The organism is Neorhizobium huautlense (assembly GCF_002968575.1).
Classification (GTDB): domain Bacteria; phylum Pseudomonadota; class Alphaproteobacteria; order Rhizobiales; family Rhizobiaceae; genus Neorhizobium; species Neorhizobium huautlense.
The window spans coordinates 25,245-42,337 of sequence record NZ_PVBM01000024.1; the positions used below are offsets into that span (position 1 = coordinate 25,245).

Below are 17,093 nucleotides of genomic sequence, written 5' to 3' on the forward strand. Positions count from 1 at the left end.
ATGAATGAAACGTCTTCCACGGCTGAAACCCTTCAGCCGGCTCCCCGCAGCTCCCGCCCCGAAATCATGGCGGAAGAAATTATCGAACGCCTGACCTACCGCATCGGCAAGGATGCGAAGGTTGCCAAGCCGCACGACTGGCTGACCGCGGCGATCCTCGTGGTGCGAGACCGAATCATCGACAAATGGATGGAGTCGACCCGCAAGGTCTACAGGACCGGCGGCAAGCGCGTTTATTACCTCTCGCTCGAATTCCTGATCGGCCGGCTTATGCGCGACGCGGTCAGCAATATGGGTCTGATGAAGGAAATCCGCGATGCTCTGACCTCGCTTGGTGTCGACGTCGACGTGATCGCCGGGCTCGAGCCGGACGCCGCACTCGGCAACGGCGGCCTCGGTCGTCTCGCCGCCTGTTTCATGGAGAGCATGGCGACAGTCGACATCCCCGCCTATGGTTACGGCATCCGCTACGTTCACGGCCTCTTTCGCCAGCAGATGGCCGACGGCTGGCAGGTGGAATTGCCGGAAACCTGGCTCGCCCACGGCAACCCCTGGGAATTCGAGCGCCGCGAAAGTTCCTACGAGATTGGCTACGGCGGTAGCGTGGAGACGGTCGGCGGTTACGAGGAAACGCCCCGTTATGTCTGGAAACCGGCCGAACGCGTCATCGCCATGGCCTACGACACGCCGATCGTCGGCTGGCGCGGCAAACGCGTCAATACGCTGCGTCTCTGGTCGGCACAGCCGATCGATCCGATCCTGCTCGATGCCTTCAACGCCGGCGACCATATCGGCGCACTGCGCGAGAGCAACAAGGCCGAAAGCCTGACCCGCGTCCTCTATCCGGCCGACGCAAATCCTGCCGGGCAGGAACTGCGCCTGCGCCAAGAGTTCTTTTTCTCCTCGGCCTCGCTGCAGGACATCCTGCGCCGCCACCTGCAGCAATATCCGGACTTCACCAACCTTCATGAAAAGGTGGCGATCCAGCTCAACGACACCCATCCGGCCGTCTCGATCGCCGAACTGATGCGCCTGCTGACGGACATCCATGGGCTCGATTTCGAACAGGCCTGGGACATCACCCGCCAGACCTTCTCCTACACAAACCACACGCTGCTGCCGGAAGCGCTCGAAAGCTGGCCGGTGCCGCTGTTTGAGCGCCTGCTGCCGCGCCATATGCAGATCGTTTATGCGGTCAACGCATTGATCCTGATCGAGGCACGCAAGCACAAGAGCTTCTCCGATACCCAGATCCGCTCGATCTCACTGATCGACGAAGCCGGCGAGCGCCGCGTGCGCATGGGCAACCTCGCCTTTGTCGGATCGCATTCGGTCAACGGCGTCTCGGCGCTCCATACCGATCTGATGAAGGTCACGGTCTTTGCCGATCTTCACACGCTCTACCCGACCCGCATCAACAACAAGACCAACGGCATTACGCCGCGACGCTGGCTGATGCAGTGCAACCCTGCTCTCGTCTCCCTCGTTCAGGAGGCGATCGGCGACAAGTTCCTGGACGACACGGAGGCATTGACGGCGCTCGACGCCTTTGCCGACAACGCGGCCTTCCAGGAGAAGTTCGCGGCCGTCAAGCGGGCGAACAAGGTGCAGCTGGCAAACCTCGTCGGCAGCCGCATGGGCATCCGCCTCGATCCCTCGGCCATGTTCGACATCCAGATCAAGCGAATCCATGAATACAAGCGCCAGCTGCTCAATATCATCGAAGCCGTGGCGCTCTACGATCAGATCCGCTCGCATCCGGAACTCGACTGGGTTCCGCGGGTGAAGCTTTTTGCCGGCAAGGCGGCGCCGAGCTATCACAATGCGAAACTGATCATCAAGCTCGCCAACGACGTGGCGCGCGTCATCAACAACGACCCGGCCGTGCGCGGTCTGCTCAAGGTCGTCTTCGTGCCGAACTACAACGTCTCGCTGGCCGAGATCATGGTTCCGGCGGCAGACCTTTCCGAGCAGATTTCCACCGCCGGCATGGAAGCCTCCGGCACAGGCAACATGAAGTTCGCGCTGAACGGGGCGCTGACGATCGGCACGCTCGACGGCGCCAATGTCGAGATGCGTGATCATGTCGGGGATGACAACATCGTCATTTTCGGCCTGAAGGCCGACGAGGTGGCGAAGGTACGCGCCGACGGCCACAATCCACGCGCCATCATCGAAAAGTCCCGCGAGCTTTCCCAGGCGCTGAACGCGATCGCCACTGGCGTCTTCTCGCCGGACGACCGGTCCCGCTTCAGCGAGCTGATCGACGGCATCTACAATCACGACTGGTTCATGGTCGCTGCCGATTTCGACGCCTATGCCGAAGCGCAGCGGCACGTTGACCAAATCTGGACCGACCCTAAATCCTGGTATTCAAAAACAATTCGCAATACCGCCCGCATGGGATGGTTCTCCTCTGACAGAACTATTCGCCAGTACGCGTCGGAAATCTGGAGAGCCTGATGAAGAAACCGCCGCGCGTCACCGATGACGGAAGAGCCCCAGGCGAAATTCCGTTATCCGAGATCGAGGCGATTTTGGAAGGCAGGCATACCAATCCCTTCGCCGTCCTCGGGCTCCACAAGCTCGGGGACGCGTTCCGGGCCCGCTGTTTCATTCCCGGTGCCGAGGCGGTCACTGCGCTCACGCTCAGCGGGACAGAACTCGGAGAACTCACCCGCCGCCACGATGCGGGTTATTTCGAAGGCCTCGTCAGCGCCTCGCACCTGCAGCCCGTCCGCTACCGCGCCCGACGCGGCGACGATGAATGGGCGGTGACCGATCCCTACTCGTTCGGCCCGGTCCTCGGCCCCATGGACGACTATTTCGTCCGGGAAGGTTCGCATCTTCGCCTCTTTGACAAGATGGGCGCCCACCCCGTGAAGCATGAGGGTGTGGAAGGGTTCCATTTCGCCGTCTGGGCGCCGAACGCCAAGCGCGTCTCGGTGGTCGGCGACTTCAACAATTGGGACGGCCGCCGCCACGTGATGCGGCTGCGGGTCGATACCGGGATCTGGGAAATCTTCGCGCCGGATGTCCGGGCAGGTTCCGCCTATAAGTTCGAGATCGTCGGCAAGAACGGCAAGGTCCTGCCGCTGAAGGCCGACCCCTATGCCCGGCGCGCCGAAATGCGTCCCAAGAACGCTTCCGTCACCGCGTCGGAACTGGAACAGAAATGGGAAGACAACGCCCATCGTCAGTTCTGGGAAAAGGCCGATCACCGCCGCCAGCCGATCACAATCTACGAGGTGCATGCCGGCTCGTGGCGCCAGAAGCCTGACGGCTCCTTCCTCACCTGGGACGAGCTCGCCTCGGAGCTGATCCCCTATTGCACCGACATGGGCTTCACCCATATCGAGTTTCTGCCGATCACCGAACATCCCTTCGATCCTTCCTGGGGTTACCAGACGACCGGCCTCTTTGCGCCAACCGCCCGTTTCGGCGAGCCGGAGGGTTTTGCCCGTTTCGTCAACGGCTGCCACAAGGTCGGCATCGGCGTCATCCTCGACTGGGTGCCGGCGCATTTCCCGACCGACGAGCACGGCCTGCGCGAGTTCGACGGCACGGCGCTCTACGAGCATGAAGATCCGCGCCAGGGTTTTCACCCGGACTGGAACACGGCGATCTACAATTTCGGCCGCATCGAGGTGCTTTCCTATCTCGTCAACAACGCGCTCTACTGGGCTGAAAAATTCCATCTCGACGGACTGCGTGTCGATGCGGTCGCCTCGATGCTCTACCTCGACTATTCGCGCAAGGAAGGCGAATGGGTGCCGAACGAGTACGGGGGGCGCGAAAACCTGGAATCGGTGCGCTTCCTCCAGAAGATGAATTCGCTCTCCTACGGCGCCCATCCCAATGTCATGACTATCGCCGAAGAGAGCACCTCCTGGCCAAAAGTCTCCCATCCTGTCCACGAAGGCGGCCTGGGGTTCGGCTTCAAGTGGAACATGGGCTTCATGCACGACACGCTGAGCTACCTGAAGCGTGAGCCCATCCACCGCAAGCATCACCACAACGAGATCACCTTCGGCCTTGTTTATGCCTTTGCCGAAAACTTCGTGCTGCCGCTCTCCCATGACGAAGTGGTGCACGGAAAGGGCTCGCTGATTGCCAAGATGGCCGGCGACGACTGGCAGAAGTTTGCCAACCTGCGCGCCTATTACGGTTTCATGTGGGGGTATCCCGGCAAGAAGCTGCTCTTTATGGGCCAGGAATTCGCCCAATGGGGCGAATGGAGCGAGGCCAAATCCCTCGACTGGAACCTGCTTCAGTATCATCCGCATGAAGGCGTGCGCCGTCTCGTGCGCGACCTGAACTTCTGTTACCGCTCCAAGCCCGCGCTGCATGCCCGCGACTGCGAAGGCGAAGGTTTCAGCTGGCTGGTCGTCGACGACGCGGAAAATTCGGTCTTTGCCTGGCTGCGCATGGCGCCGGGAGAAAAGCCGGTGGCGGTGATCAGCAATTTCACCCCTGTCTATCGTGAAAATTATCGCCTCCCCTTGCCAAACGAAGGCAGATGGCGGGAAATCCTCAATACCGACGCCGAAATCTACGGGGGCAGCGGCAAGGGCAATGGCGGGCGCGTTCAGGCGGTGAACGCGGGAGGATCCGTCAGCGCCGAGGTCACGTTGCCGCCGCTCGCGACGATCATGCTGGAATTTGAACAATAGGGAGGGATCGATGACGGAAAAAAGAATTCAGCCTCTGTCGCGGGATGCGATGGCCTATGTGCTCGCCGGAGGACGCGGCAGCCGGTTGAAGGAACTGACGGACCGCCGCGCCAAGCCCGCCGTCTATTTCGGCGGTAAGGCGCGCATCATCGACTTTGCGCTTTCGAACGCGTTGAATTCCGGCATCCGGCGCATCGGCGTCGCCACCCAATACAAGGCCCATTCGCTGATCCGCCACATGCAGCGCGGCTGGAACTTCTTCCGTCCCGAACGCAACGAAAGCTTCGACATCCTTCCCGCCTCCCAGCGCGTCTCCGAAACGCAGTGGTACGAGGGCACCGCCGACGCGGTATTCCAGAACATCGACATCATCGAGTCCTACGCGCCCGAATACATGGTCATCCTGGCCGGCGACCACGTCTACAAGATGGACTACGAATACATGCTCCAGCAGCATGTGGATTCCGGCGCGGATGTCACCGTCGGCTGCCTCGAAGTACCGCGTATGGACGCGACCGCCTTCGGCGTCATGCATGTCAACGAGAAGGACGAGATCATCGCCTTCGTGGAAAAACCTGCCGATCCGCCAGGCATTCCGGGCAATCCGGATTTCGCGCTTGCCTCCATGGGCATCTACGTCTTCCACACCAAGTTCCTGATGGATGCGCTGAAGCGCGATGCCGCCGATCCCGGTTCCAGCCGCGATTTCGGCAAGGACATCATTCCTCACATAGTCAAGAACGGCAAAGCGGTCGCCCACCGTTTCGCAAGCTCCTGCGTCCGCTCCGATTTCGAGCGCGAACCCTATTGGCGCGATGTCGGCACCATCGACGCCTATTGGCAGGCAAATGTCGATCTCACTGCCGTGACCCCCGAACTCGACATCTACGACAAGTCCTGGCCGATCTGGACCTATGCGGAAATCACCCCGCCCGCGAAATTCGTCCATGATGACGAAGACCGCCGCGGCTCGGCAATCTCTTCCGTCGTGTCGGGCGACTGCATCATCTCCGGCTCGACGCTCTACAACAGCCTTCTTTTTACCGGCGTTCGCGCAAATTCCTACTCCCGCCTTGAAGGTGCCGTCATTCTCCCGAATGTCCGCATCGGCCGGCGTGCGCAGCTTCGCAATGTCGTCATCGATCACGGTGTAACCATTCCCGAAGGCCTGGTGGTCGGCGAGGATCCGGAACTCGATGCGAAGCGGTTCCGCCGGACGGAAACCGGCATCTGCCTGATCACCCAGCCGATGATCGACAAACTGGATCTGTAATGAAAGTTCTATCGGTCGCGTCCGAAGTCTATCCGCTGGTCAAGACCGGCGGACTTGCCGACGTCGCCGGCGCTCTGCCGCTTGCCTTGAAGGGTCACGGCGTCTCGGTGAAGACGCTGATGCCGGGCTATCCGGCAGTCCTGAGCGCCGTAAAGGATGCCGAACGCGTTCTGAGTTTCGACAGCCTGCTGGGCGGCAAGGCCGAGGTGCTGGAAGTCGAACATCAGGGCCTTGACCTCCTGATCCTTCATTCGCCGACCTTCTTCGATCGGCCGGGCGGACCTTATGCGGATGCGACCGGTAAGGATCATTTCGACAACTGGCGGCGATTTGCGGCCCTTTCCAAGGCCGGCGCGATGATTGCCCAAGCCGGCCTTGAGGGCTGGAAACCGGATATCGTGCATGTGCACGACTGGCAGGCCGCCATGCTGCCGGCCTATATGCGTTATGCGCCGGAGCCGGAGGTTCCGACCCTCATCACCATCCACAACATCGCCTTCCAGGGCCAGTTCGGCGCCGACATATTCCCCTATCTCGAACTGCCCCCCCATGCCTTCGGCATCGACGGCGTCGAATATTTCGGCGGCGTCGGATACCTGAAGGCAGGGCTGCAGACGAGCTGGGCGATCAGCACGGTCAGCCCCTCCTATGCCGAGGAAATACTCACGCCCGAATTCGGCATGGGCCTCGAGGGACTGCTATCGCTCCGCCACTCCGATCTGCATGGTATCGTCAACGGCATCGACGCCCATGTCTGGGACCCCGCTGCGGATCCTGCCGTAAAGGTCAATTATACCGCATCGACGCTGAAGACCCGTGCCGGCAACAAGCGCGCCGTTGCGGATCGTTTCGGCCTGACCAAGGGGGAGGGCCCGCTTTTCTGCGTCATCTCGCGGCTGACCTGGCAGAAAGGCATGGACCTTCTGGCCGAAGCCGTCGACGATCTCGTGCATCTCGGTGGCAGGCTGGCAGTCCTCGGCTCCGGCGACCGGGCGCTGGAAAACGCCTTTCACGCCGCCGCTGCCCGTCATCCCGGCAGCGTTTCGGTTCTCTCGATCTACGACGAGCCGCTATCGCATCTGATGCAGGCCGGCTCCGACGCCATCATCATCCCGTCCCGCTTCGAACCCTGCGGGCTGACGCAGCTCTATGGCTTGCGCTACGGCTGCGTGCCGGTCGTCGCCCGAACCGGTGGCCTGAACGATACGGTCATCGATGCAAGTCACGCGGCGCTCGCCACAAAGGCCGCGACCGGCATTTCCTTCGGCCCCGTCACTGCGCCAAACCTGCGCCGGGCGATCCGTCGCGCCGTCCGGCTATACCACGACCCCAAGGTCTGGACCCAGTTGCAGAAGCAGGGCATGAAATCCGACGTTTCCTGGGAAAAGAGTGCCGGGCTTTATGCCGCGCTCTATTCCGAACTCCTTGCGAAAAAAGGTGCATGAGCATGATAAAAACCGTCGCAACCGCCCCCTATCAGGACCAGAAGCCGGGAACCTCCGGCCTGCGCAAGAAAGTGCCGGTCTTTGCTCAGGAGAACTATGCCGAGAACTTCATCCATTCGATCTTCGATTCGCTCGAAGACTTCGACGGCAAGACCCTGGTGATCGGCGGCGACGGCCGCTACTACAACCGCGAAGTCATCCAGAAGGCGATCAAGATGGCAGCCGCTAGCGGCTTCGGCAAGGTCATGGTCGGTCAGGGCGGCATCCTCTCGACGCCTGCAGCCTCCAACGTCATCCGCAAATACCATGCCTTCGGCGGCATCATCCTGTCGGCCAGCCACAATCCCGGCGGACCCACGGAGGATTTCGGCATCAAGTACAATATCGGTAATGGCGGCCCGGCGCCGGAAAGGATCACCGACGCCATCTTCGCCCGCTCCAAGATCATCAGCGAATACAAGATCGCCGACGTGGCCGACGTGAACCTCGACGAAATCGGCTCATTCGATGTCGCCGGCATGACGGTCGAGGTCATCGACCCGGTTGCCGATTACGCGGATCTGATGGAGCAACTCTTCGACTTCCCCGCCATCCGCGCGCTTCTGGCCAGCGGGGTCAATGTCGCGATGGATTCCATGGGCGCCGTGACCGGCCCCTATGCCAGGGAAATCTTCGAAAACCGCCTCGGCGCAGCTCCCGGATCGGTGCGCAATGCGACGCCGCTTCCGGATTTCGGCGGCCACCACCCGGACCCAAACCTCGTCCACGCCAAGGAACTCTACGACGACGTGATGAGCGCCGACGGCCCGCATTTCGGCGCGGCCTCGGACGGCGACGGCGACCGCAACATGGTCGTCGGCAAGGGCATGTTCGTCACCCCTTCCGACAGCCTCGCGATCATCGCGGCGAATGCCACCGTGGCGCCGGGTTATGCCAAGGGCATCGCCGGCATCGCCCGCTCCATGCCGACCAGCGCCGCCGCCGACCGGGTGGCGGAAAAGCTCGGCATCGGCATGTATGAAACGCCGACCGGCTGGAAGTTCTTCGGCAATCTGATGGATGCCGGCAAGGTCACGGTCTGCGGCGAAGAAAGCTTCGGCACCGGTTCCGACCACGTGCGCGAAAAGGACGGCCTCTGGGCGGTCCTCTTCTGGCTGAACATCATGGCCGCCCGCAACGAAAGCGTCGCTGAAATTGTCACCAAGCACTGGGCCGAATACGGCCGCAACTACTATTCCCGCCACGATTACGAGGAAGTCGATACCGACGCCGCCAACAGCCTGATCGCCGCGCTGCGCGAGAAGCTCCCAACGCTGCCCGGAAAGACTTTCGGCTCCCTCAAGGTCGCGGCGGCCGACGACTTCGCCTACAACGACCCGATCGACGGCTCGGTCTCGAGGAACCAGGGCATCCGCATCCTCTTCGAGGGCGGTTCCCGTGTCGTCTTCCGCCTCTCCGGCACCGGCACCTCCGGCGCCACGATCCGCGTTTATGTCGAGCGCTACGAACCCAATCCCTCCCGCCACGGAATCGAGACGCAGGAAGCACTCTCCGACCTCATCGCCATCGCCGACGAGATTTCCGAGTTGAAGAAGCGCACCGGCCGGGACAAACCAACGGTGATTACGTGATTGCTTAGGATCTCGAACCTGGGAGGTCGCGGATGCCTTTACCCCCTTCTGCCCTGCCGGGCATCTCCCCCTCAAGGGGGGAGATTGGCAAGACGCGCTACCTTCCCGCTTACTCGGCCCTGAGGGGGAGCGAAACGTCGCCCCACCCGATCTTCCCCCTTGAGGGGGAGATGCCCGGCAGGGCAGAGGGGGGTGCCTTGTGACCCCCAACCCCAAACTCGGCGTAACCCTCACGCCAGACGGCGCTGACTTCGCAATCTGGTCCCATCATGCCGAGCGGATAGAGCTCTGTCTTTTCGATACAGATGGCAATAAGGAGACTGCGCGCCACCGGCTGGTGCGCGGCCGCGACGACATCCATCGCGCATCGGTTCGAGGCATTGCTGCCGGGCAGCGCTACGCTTATCGCGCCTGGGGCATCTATGATCCGGAAAAGGGCCTGTGGTTCGACCCGTCGAAGCTTCTGATCGACCCATACGCCCGCGAACTGGACCGGCCCTTCCGGCACGATACGAAGCTTTCGGTATTCGGCGTCGATACCGCCGGCCTGGTGCCGAAGGCGATCGTGACCAGCGACCCGCTGGCAAAAATCCGCAAGCCGCTGCTGCCGACCGGCGGCTTCATCTACGAGGTGGCGGTAAAGCCCTTCACCATCCTCCACCCCGACATACCCGAAGCGATCCGCGGTACGGTCGCGGCACTCGCCCATCCCTCCATCATCACCCATCTTAAGAAGCTCGGCGTCGATGCAATCGAGCTGATGCCGATCACCGCCTGGATCGACGAGCGCCACTTGCCGCCACTGAAGCTCACCAACGGCTGGGGTTACAACCCGATCGCCTTCATGGCGCTCGACCCGCGCCTTTGCCCCGGCGGCGTCAAGGAGTTGCGCGACACCGTCTCGGCGCTGCATCAGGCAGGCATCGGCGTCATCCTCGACCTCGTCTTCAACCACACCGGAGAAAGCGACCGTCATGGCGCGACCCTCTCCATGCGCGGCCTCGACAACCTCTCCTATTACCGGCACGTGCCGGGGGAACCGGGTCATCTGGTCAACGACACCGGCACCGGCAACACCGTCGCCTGCGATCAACCCCATGTTCGCCGGCTGATCATCGACACGCTCCGCCATTTCGTCATCCATGCGGGCGTGGACGGCTTCCGCTTCGACCTTGCGCCGGTCATCGGCCGCACCGCTTCAGGCTTCGATCCGCAGAGTGAGACGCTGAAGGCCATACTTGCTGACGAGGCGCTCAAGGACCGCATTCTGATCGCAGAACCATGGGACATCGGCCCCGGCGGCTACCAGCTCGGCAATTTTCCCGAGCCTTTCCTCGAATGGAACGACCGCGCCCGCGACGATATCCGCCGCTACTGGCGCGGCGAACGCTGGACCACCGGCGCGCTCGCCACCCGGCTTGCCGGCTCCTCCGACATCTTCGGCCGTCACGGTCGTCATGCCACCCGCAGCGTCAATTTCCTCGCCGCCCATGACGGTTTCACCCTGATGGACCTCGTCTCCCACGAAAAGAAACACAACGAGGGGAACGGCGAGGAGAACCGCGACGGCCACAACGACAACTTTTCCTGGAACAACGGTGTCGAGGGAGAGGCGGACGATCCGGTCACCGTCGAAAACCGCCGCCGGGATGTTGCCGCTCTCCTCTCAACATTGTTTGTCAGCCGCGGCTGGGTCATGCTCACCATGGGTGACGAGGCCGGCCGCAGCCAGCGCGGCAACAACAATGCCTATGCCCAGGACAACGAGATCACCTGGCTCGACTGGAAAGCGATCGACGAACATCTCGTCGAGCACACCGCCACCCTTGCCGTCATGCGCAAGCGCTTCTCCGTCTTTTCCGAGACCGGCTTCTTCGCCGGCAATGGCGATATCGAATGGATCGCGGCCAGCGGCCAGCCAATGGAGGCCGGCGACTGGGACAGTCCCGACAATCCCGTCCTCGGCGCTATCCTGGCGACGCTCGACCGAGAGACCGGAAAAAAAGTCCGCTTGGCCGTGCTTCTCAATCGCGGTCACGAGCAGATGAGCTTCGCCCTGCCCGGTTGGGGCTGGAAGCATCTCGCCTCTGGCGAGCTCTGGAATCAGGTCCTGCCGGCCCGATCCGTCCGCTTCTGCATCGAGGAATGATGCGACGCAAAATCTTCCGCTCGCCAAGCGGATCAAATCCTGTAAAGTCTTCTAACCAATACTGAAATCAGTGAGGTTGCATGCGTGAAGTTTCGCTCGCCGAAGTCGGCGGCCTGGTTGGCACCGAACTCGGCGTATCCGAATGGATGACCGTCGACCAGACGATGATCAACCTCTTTGCCGATGCGACCCATGACCATCAGTTCATCCATGTCGATCCGGAACGCGCCGCAGCCGAAAGCCCCTTCGGCGGCACGATCGCCCATGGCTTTCTGACGCTCTCATTGCTCTCGGCCATGAACTACGACTGCGTGCCCAAGATCCGGGAGCAGACCATGGGTATCAATTACGGTTTCGACCGCATCCGCTTCATGTCGCCGGTGAAGTCCGGCGCCCGCGTCCGCGGACATTTCAAGCTGTCGGAGGCCCGCTTTCGGGGCGGCGGCATGCTGATGATCACCTATGACGTGTCGGTCGAGATAGAAAACGAGCTGAAGCCGGCGCTGACCGCCATCTGGACCACTATCGTCCAGTTCGACCCCAAGGACCGCCCGGAAGGCGTTTGACATCGCACCGATCTGCTTTCATCTTTCTCCTGGGGAACATGGGGCATGTGGACAGAATGGGTGCTCTTAATCCTGCTGAGGTAGAGCAGACAAAACTTCTCGCGAATGCTTTCGATCGCGCATCGACAGCATGCGTGACGGTTGGTATCGTGACGCCGTTGGCAGGCTACCTGTACAATTTTCCGAATTTCAACGCCATTTCCGGCGGCAGGATGGCCGTCTATCTTGCGGGTTGGCTTTTGAGTGCCGTTCTACTACATTACATGGCAAGACGAATATTGAGGAGGCTGGCCTAATGGACCTCTGGCTTTTCTATTCCGTCGGCTTGCCGGCGATCATCGTCTTGATCGCCTATGTTGCCATGCGCCTGCACGAATGGGACCTCGACCGGAAGCACAAGAACCGCCATCCGGGCGAGTGATCTCGCTGCGATTTAAGCACTCATCTCCATGATCACAAAGGCAAGCATCGGCGGCACCGCCGTGCCGATCAGGATATTGGCCGTGGTTGGAGCCGAAAGGCCGAGCAAGGCGCCTGATACGCCCGCACCGACGAGGCCTGCGAGCGGCATGGCAAGGCTTCTGTCGAAACCTGGCACGAAGAACGCCACGATTGCGGCGAGCGCTGCCACGGCCGCGACGACGATACCCTTCCAGATCTCGATCTTTGCCAGTTTTGCCGCGACCCCGCCGCCGATCACGGCCAGCGCGACCGCAATCGCCATCAACTGATATTCGCCCATCAACCCCTCCCGTTTTGACGCCAGAGAGTGCGGTTCCTGCACTGCAAGTCAAGTCCGGCTATCGCTCTAAATTGAGCATATGCCCGTCGCGGTTCCCGCAATTCCGCTTGGAAGTTGGAGGACCGGCATGGGTCGGGCCTACGTCAAAAGATGGCGATGCGTTCGCGCGACGAGAGGTTAATATCCGATGACTGACCGACCACGAGGCAGTCATGGGTACGATAGTGCCATTCGCACTCGCACTTACACTCCTGATCCACACGCAGGCTCTTGCCGAGCCGGGCGACAGATACGAGTTCCGTGCAGCAACCGCCGGGCTTTCAAACGGCGTCTGGTCGCTTCATGGCCTTGCCGTCGACACCCAGCAAAACATAACCTGGTGGTGCGTTTATTATGTCAACGTGAAGACGATTGTCACGAAGCTTGAGTGTTTGCGTCGATCCACTGCGTCGACCGATATGGTTCCAGGTTGGTCCGGCGGCTGGATACCGGTGGTGCGCCGGAACACCTATCCGCCGAAAATCGTCTGGTCCATCAGCCCGGACAGCGGTGTCCTGCAAGCCTGTATTTCGTTCACAAAGATCTCGTGCAAGAGCGTCCAGCTCGGATCGTTTCCGAGGTTGTTCGAGACTGTTTCGCCTACCACGATAAACAGGTAGCAAACGGCATCCACGAATTCTCCCGCACGAGGAGCCGTCCTCTCGGGAGAAGGTCGCCCCGTCCGATTTTAGACCGCCGCCGACGCGTCCCGCGCGCCTTCAGACAGCAGCCCGAAGGCATAGTCGGAAAACGACCGCCAGACCTCGACGCGAAACGCGTCCTCCGCGGTCCTCAGCAACACGATCTCCACTTTGCCGAAAATGGTGCGTGAACATGCACCGACAGGGAACGCCTTCAGCGACAGATCCTGCGGGCAACCGGCATTGATCGCATTGGCCGCACCCGGACCCGACACGAGAATCGCCGTGTTGCGGTGAGAGACATCGACCGCCGAATGCGGCGTCCCGGAATTTGCCGCAGCTTGCATCAGGCCGCCGTTTACGTCACCGATCACCAGCCATTCGTCCGGGCCGAGCCAGAGCGCCGTACGCCCGTTGGCCGAAACGGAAGTTTTCGGCTTCGTCGGCAAATCAAGGCCGAGTGCGCCGGAGAGTGCCCCCACATCCTCCGGCCTTACCCTCAGAGACAGCCGCTCGGCAGGCGGCGCTGCTTCGAGACGAACGGTGGCGGAGCCGCCATGAAAGCCTGCGAGAGGCAGGCTGCGAGATACAAGATCAGCCATGGATGCGGCCCCCTTCCTTGTCGAAGAACACCATGTCGGTGACTTCCACGGCAATTGTCCTGTCGCTCATCGGCACGTAGAGCGTCTGACCGATCCTCGCCCGGCCGTCCGCCACCAGTGCCATCGCGATGGAACGGCCGCAATTCTCGGACCAATAGGACGACGTTACATGGCCGAGCATGGTCATCGGCTTTGGCTGGTTTGGATCGGCGACAATCTGAGCGCCCTCTTCCAGCATATCGCTTGGCCTGTTGGTGACAAGCCCGACAAGCTGTTTGCGGCCATCGCGGATCAAGTCCGGCCTCTTCAATCCGCGGATGCCGACGAAATCCGCCTTCTTCTTGGAGACTGCCCAGCCGAGCCCTGCATCGTCCGGCGTGACGGTTCCATCCGTGTCCTGGCCGACGATGATATAGCCCTTCTCGGCGCGCAGCACGTGCATGGTTTCCGTGCCGTAGAGGCAGGCGCCCATGCCCTCTGCCCTCTCCCAGATGGCCTTCCAGACCGCCGGGCCGTAATCGGCCGGCACGTTCACTTCGAAGCCCAGTTCACCGGTAAACGACATGCGGAACAATCGCGCCGGCACGCCCATGACTTTGCACTCGGCAACGCTCATATGCGGGAAAGCTTCGTTCGAAATATCGAGCCCTTCGACGAAAGGCTGGATGATTTCACGCGCCTTCGGTCCCTGCACCGCGATCACAGCCCACTGCTCGGTGGTCGACGTCAGCCAGACCTTCAGATGCGGGAATTCGGTCTGCAGATAATCTTCCATGTGGTGCAGCACCCGTGGCGCGCCGCCGGTCGTGGTGGTCACATGGAAGCGGTCTTCTGCAAGACGTCCCACGACGCCGTCGTCGTAAACGAAGCCGTCCTCGCGAGTCATGATGCCGTAGCGGCATTTTCCAGGTTTCAGCGTGTCCCACGCATTCGTGTAGAGCAGGTTGAGGAACTGGGCCGCATCCGGCCCGACAACCTCGATCTTGCCGAGCGTCGAGGCGTCGAACACACCCGCCGCTTCGCGCACGGTCCGGCATTCGCGGTTGACGGCGGCATGCATGTCCTCGCCGCGCTTCGGAAAATACCAAGCGCGCTTCCAGTTGCCGACATCCTCGAATTCCGCGCCTTCGGCGGCTTCCAGAGCATGCATGGGCGTCTTGCGGGCCGGGTCGAAAAGATCGCCGCGCGAATGGCCGACCAGCGTGCCGTAGGTCACCGGCGTATAGGGAGCGCGGAAGGTGGTGAGCCCGACCTTCGGGATCGGCCTCCCGAGCATTTCGGCGGCGATTGCCAGGCCGTGCATGTTGGAAAGCTTGCCCTGGTCGGATGCCATGCCATTGGTGGTGAAGCGCTTGATATGCTCGATCGAATGCATGCCCTCGCGAACCGCAAGGCGGATGTCCTTGGCGGTCACGTCATGCTGGAAATCCACGAAAGCCTTGACCACGTGATCCGGCCCTGCACCTTCCGCTGCACCGATCATGCCGCCGGTCCATTCGAACCGGTTTTCGCCGGAAAGCGCCAGCGCGCCGCCGCCGGCTGCAATCGCCTCGTCGATCAGATCGGAAAGATTGTCGGTGCCGTTGCAGGCGCCGATAGAGACACAATCCTGCGCATAGATATCCGGCAGGAAACGCTGGTTCTGCTCGTCGAAGCGCAGCTTTCCGCGCGACTGGGAGAAGAGATGGACGGACGGCGTCCAGCCTGCCGAAACGATTAGCGAATCGACCGCGACCTTGCGGGCATTCGAGCCGCCGTTGCGCACGACGCTCATGGACGAGACCCGCAGCCGTCCGGATGTGTTGACGACGGAATGCCCCGTCAGCACGTCGATGCCGAGCGCGCGTGCCTCCGCCAGAACCGCATCGCCCGGATGGTTGCGGCAATCGACGATCGCGGCGATCGAGACGCCGGCCCGCTTGAGGTCGAAAGCGGCTTCATAAGCCGAATCGTGTGCCGTGTAGACGCCGACCTTTTTGCCGACCGCCACACCGTGATGGTTGAGGAAGGTCCGCGCCGCGGACGCCAGCATGATGCCCGGCCGGTCGTTGTTGGCAAAAACCATGTGCCGTTCGATCGAGCCCGTCGCCAGCACCACGCGTTTCGCCCGCACCTGCCACAGCCGCTCGCGGGGAAGATCCCTGCCCGGCCGGGCCACGTGGTCGGTCACCCGCTCCACAAGGCCGACAAAACCGTGGTTGTAGTAACCGAACACGGTCGTGCGGGTCAGCACCGTCACATTCGGCATGGCCTTCAGCCTGGCCGCCGTCTTTTGCGCCCACTCATAACCGTTTACCCCATCGATCGTCGCCGCGGCATCGAAATGCATAGCACCGCCGACTTCCGGCTGTTCGTCGACGAGGAAGACGCTGGCGCCCGTTGCGGCGGCCGAAAGCGCCGCGGTCAGACCGGCCACGCCCGCACCCGCGATCAGCACGTCGCAATGGGCATAGCGGTTGGCATAGTGATCCGGATCTTCTTCCCTCGGCGCCTCGCCGAGGCCTGCGGCCCGGCGGATGAAGGGCTCGTAGAGTTTGTGCCAGGCTTCCTTCGGCCACATGAAGGTCTTGTAATAGAAGCCGGCGGCGAAGAAGGGCGACAGCAGGTCGTTGAAGGCGCCGATATCGTATTTCAGCGACGGCCAGCGGTTCTGAGAGGCGATCTTCACGCCATCGAACACTTCCTGCACGGTCGCCCGCACGTTCGGCTGGCGGCGGCCTGCATCCCGGGAAACGTCGAGGAGCGCGTTCGGCTCTTCCGGACCGGCAGAGAGAATGCCGCGCGGCCGGTGGTATTTGAACGAGCGGCCGACCACATGCACGCCATGCGCCAGAAGCGCGGAGGCAACCGTATCGCCCTCCATGGCGGTGTAGCTCTTGCCGTCGAAGGTGAAGCGCGCGGTCCTGGCCGGCGTGTGCCGGCCGGCGCCCTTGATGCGGAAGGCGCCGAGATCTTTCGAAGAAGCGCTCATCGGGCGTCTCCTTCCGTGGCTTCCCAGGTCTCGACGGTCTTTTCCTCTGCGATCGCTGCGGCTTGTTCCGCCGTCGGGATCGGCTGTTTTGGCAGGCCGGCCTTATAGGTCATTAGGAACTTGTCGCTCACCGTATCGCGCGCCGCATTGAAGAAGCGGCCGCAGCCATGGATATGCCGCCAGCGCTCATAGGTGAGGCCTTTTTCGTTGTTGCGCAGGAAGAAATATTCCGCGAATTCTTCATCCGTGATCGCCGCGATGTTTTCCGGCCGGGCGATATGCGCCTCGCCGGCCCAGCGGAATTCGAGTTCCGAGCGATCTTCCTCGCAATAGGGACAATGGATCAGAAGCATGCGGGGCT

The 17,093-nt window shown here is 61.8% G+C and carries 14 protein-coding genes; 10 read left to right on the forward strand and 4 right to left on the reverse strand.

Features of this window, described 5'->3' with window-relative positions; all coding sequences use genetic code 11:
- The 9 genes from C5L12_RS21825 to C5L12_RS29090 all read left to right on the forward strand — a co-directional run bounded on the left by C5L12_RS21825 (position 1) and on the right by C5L12_RS29090 (position 12,158).
- On the forward strand, positions 1-2,463 hold the full coding sequence (locus C5L12_RS21825; RefSeq protein WP_105374174.1) for a glycogen/starch/alpha-glucan phosphorylase: 2,463 nt from the start codon (positions 1-3) through the stop codon (positions 2,461-2,463).
- Positions 2,463-4,673 carry a 1,4-alpha-glucan branching protein GlgB gene (glgB, locus tag C5L12_RS21830; protein ID WP_105374175.1) on the forward strand — a complete coding sequence of 737 codons (2,211 nt, stop codon included), beginning with the start codon at positions 2,463-2,465 and terminating at the stop codon, positions 4,671-4,673. Before C5L12_RS21825 ends, glgB begins: the two co-directional genes overlap by 1 nt.
- Before the next feature lie 10 nt (positions 4,674-4,683).
- Positions 4,684-5,946, forward strand: coding sequence for a glucose-1-phosphate adenylyltransferase (gene glgC, locus C5L12_RS21835; RefSeq protein ID WP_105374176.1), 1,263 nt, complete (start codon positions 4,684-4,686; stop codon positions 5,944-5,946).
- Positions 5,946-7,391, forward strand: a complete 1,446-nt coding sequence (gene glgA / locus C5L12_RS21840) for a glycogen synthase GlgA (RefSeq protein WP_105374177.1) — start codon at positions 5,946-5,948, stop codon at positions 7,389-7,391. Before glgC ends, glgA begins: the two co-directional genes overlap by 1 nt.
- Before the next feature lie 2 nt (positions 7,392-7,393).
- The gene (locus C5L12_RS21845; RefSeq protein ID WP_105374242.1) at positions 7,394-9,022 is read left to right on the forward strand and encodes an alpha-D-glucose phosphate-specific phosphoglucomutase; all 1,629 of its coding nucleotides are present in this window, start codon (positions 7,394-7,396) and stop codon (positions 9,020-9,022) included.
- A gap of 199 nt (positions 9,023-9,221) precedes the next feature.
- Positions 9,222-11,171 carry a glycogen debranching protein GlgX gene (glgX, locus tag C5L12_RS21855; protein ID WP_105374179.1) on the forward strand — a complete coding sequence of 650 codons (1,950 nt, stop codon included), beginning with the start codon at positions 9,222-9,224 and terminating at the stop codon, positions 11,169-11,171.
- A gap of 80 nt (positions 11,172-11,251) precedes the next feature.
- On the forward strand, positions 11,252-11,737 hold the full coding sequence (locus C5L12_RS21860) for a MaoC family dehydratase (protein WP_105374180.1): 486 nt from the start codon (positions 11,252-11,254) through the stop codon (positions 11,735-11,737).
- Positions 11,738-11,793: 56 nt separating this feature from the next.
- Positions 11,794-12,033, forward strand: a complete 240-nt coding sequence (locus C5L12_RS21865) for a hypothetical protein (RefSeq protein WP_105374243.1) — start codon at positions 11,794-11,796, stop codon at positions 12,031-12,033.
- On the forward strand, positions 12,033-12,158 hold the full coding sequence (locus tag C5L12_RS29090; RefSeq protein WP_280952545.1) for a hypothetical protein: 126 nt from the start codon (positions 12,033-12,035) through the stop codon (positions 12,156-12,158). Before C5L12_RS21865 ends, C5L12_RS29090 begins: the two co-directional genes overlap by 1 nt.
- 12 nt (positions 12,159-12,170) lie before the next feature.
- Here C5L12_RS29090 and C5L12_RS21870 read toward each other — a convergent pair whose 3' ends face one another.
- A complete protein-coding gene (locus tag C5L12_RS21870) occupies positions 12,171-12,479 on the reverse strand; it encodes a hypothetical protein (protein ID WP_105374181.1) in 309 nt (102 codons plus the stop codon).
- Between the two features lie 212 nt (positions 12,480-12,691).
- Here C5L12_RS21870 and C5L12_RS21875 point away from each other — a divergent pair, with 212 nt between their 5' ends.
- Complete coding sequence (locus tag C5L12_RS21875) at positions 12,692-13,138, forward strand: hypothetical protein (RefSeq protein ID WP_105374182.1); 447 nt, start codon at positions 12,692-12,694, stop codon at positions 13,136-13,138.
- A 68-nt stretch (positions 13,139-13,206) separates the two neighbouring features.
- Here the strand turns inward: C5L12_RS21875 and C5L12_RS21880 are convergent, their stop codons facing one another.
- The 3 genes from C5L12_RS21880 to C5L12_RS21890 are packed head-to-tail and all read right to left on the reverse strand — an operon-like array spanning position 13,207 to position 17,085.
- On the reverse strand, positions 13,207-13,761 hold the full coding sequence (locus C5L12_RS21880; protein ID WP_105374183.1) for a sarcosine oxidase subunit gamma: 555 nt from the start codon (positions 13,759-13,761) through the stop codon (positions 13,207-13,209).
- Positions 13,754-16,732, reverse strand: a complete 2,979-nt coding sequence (locus C5L12_RS21885) for a sarcosine oxidase subunit alpha (protein ID WP_105374184.1) — start codon at positions 16,730-16,732, stop codon at positions 13,754-13,756. Before C5L12_RS21885 ends, C5L12_RS21880 begins: the two co-directional genes overlap by 8 nt.
- Complete coding sequence (locus tag C5L12_RS21890; protein WP_105374185.1) at positions 16,729-17,085, reverse strand: sarcosine oxidase subunit delta; 357 nt, start codon at positions 17,083-17,085, stop codon at positions 16,729-16,731. The genes C5L12_RS21885 and C5L12_RS21890 overlap by 4 nt, the downstream gene beginning before the upstream one ends.
- Positions 17,086-17,093 lie beyond the last annotated feature (8 nt).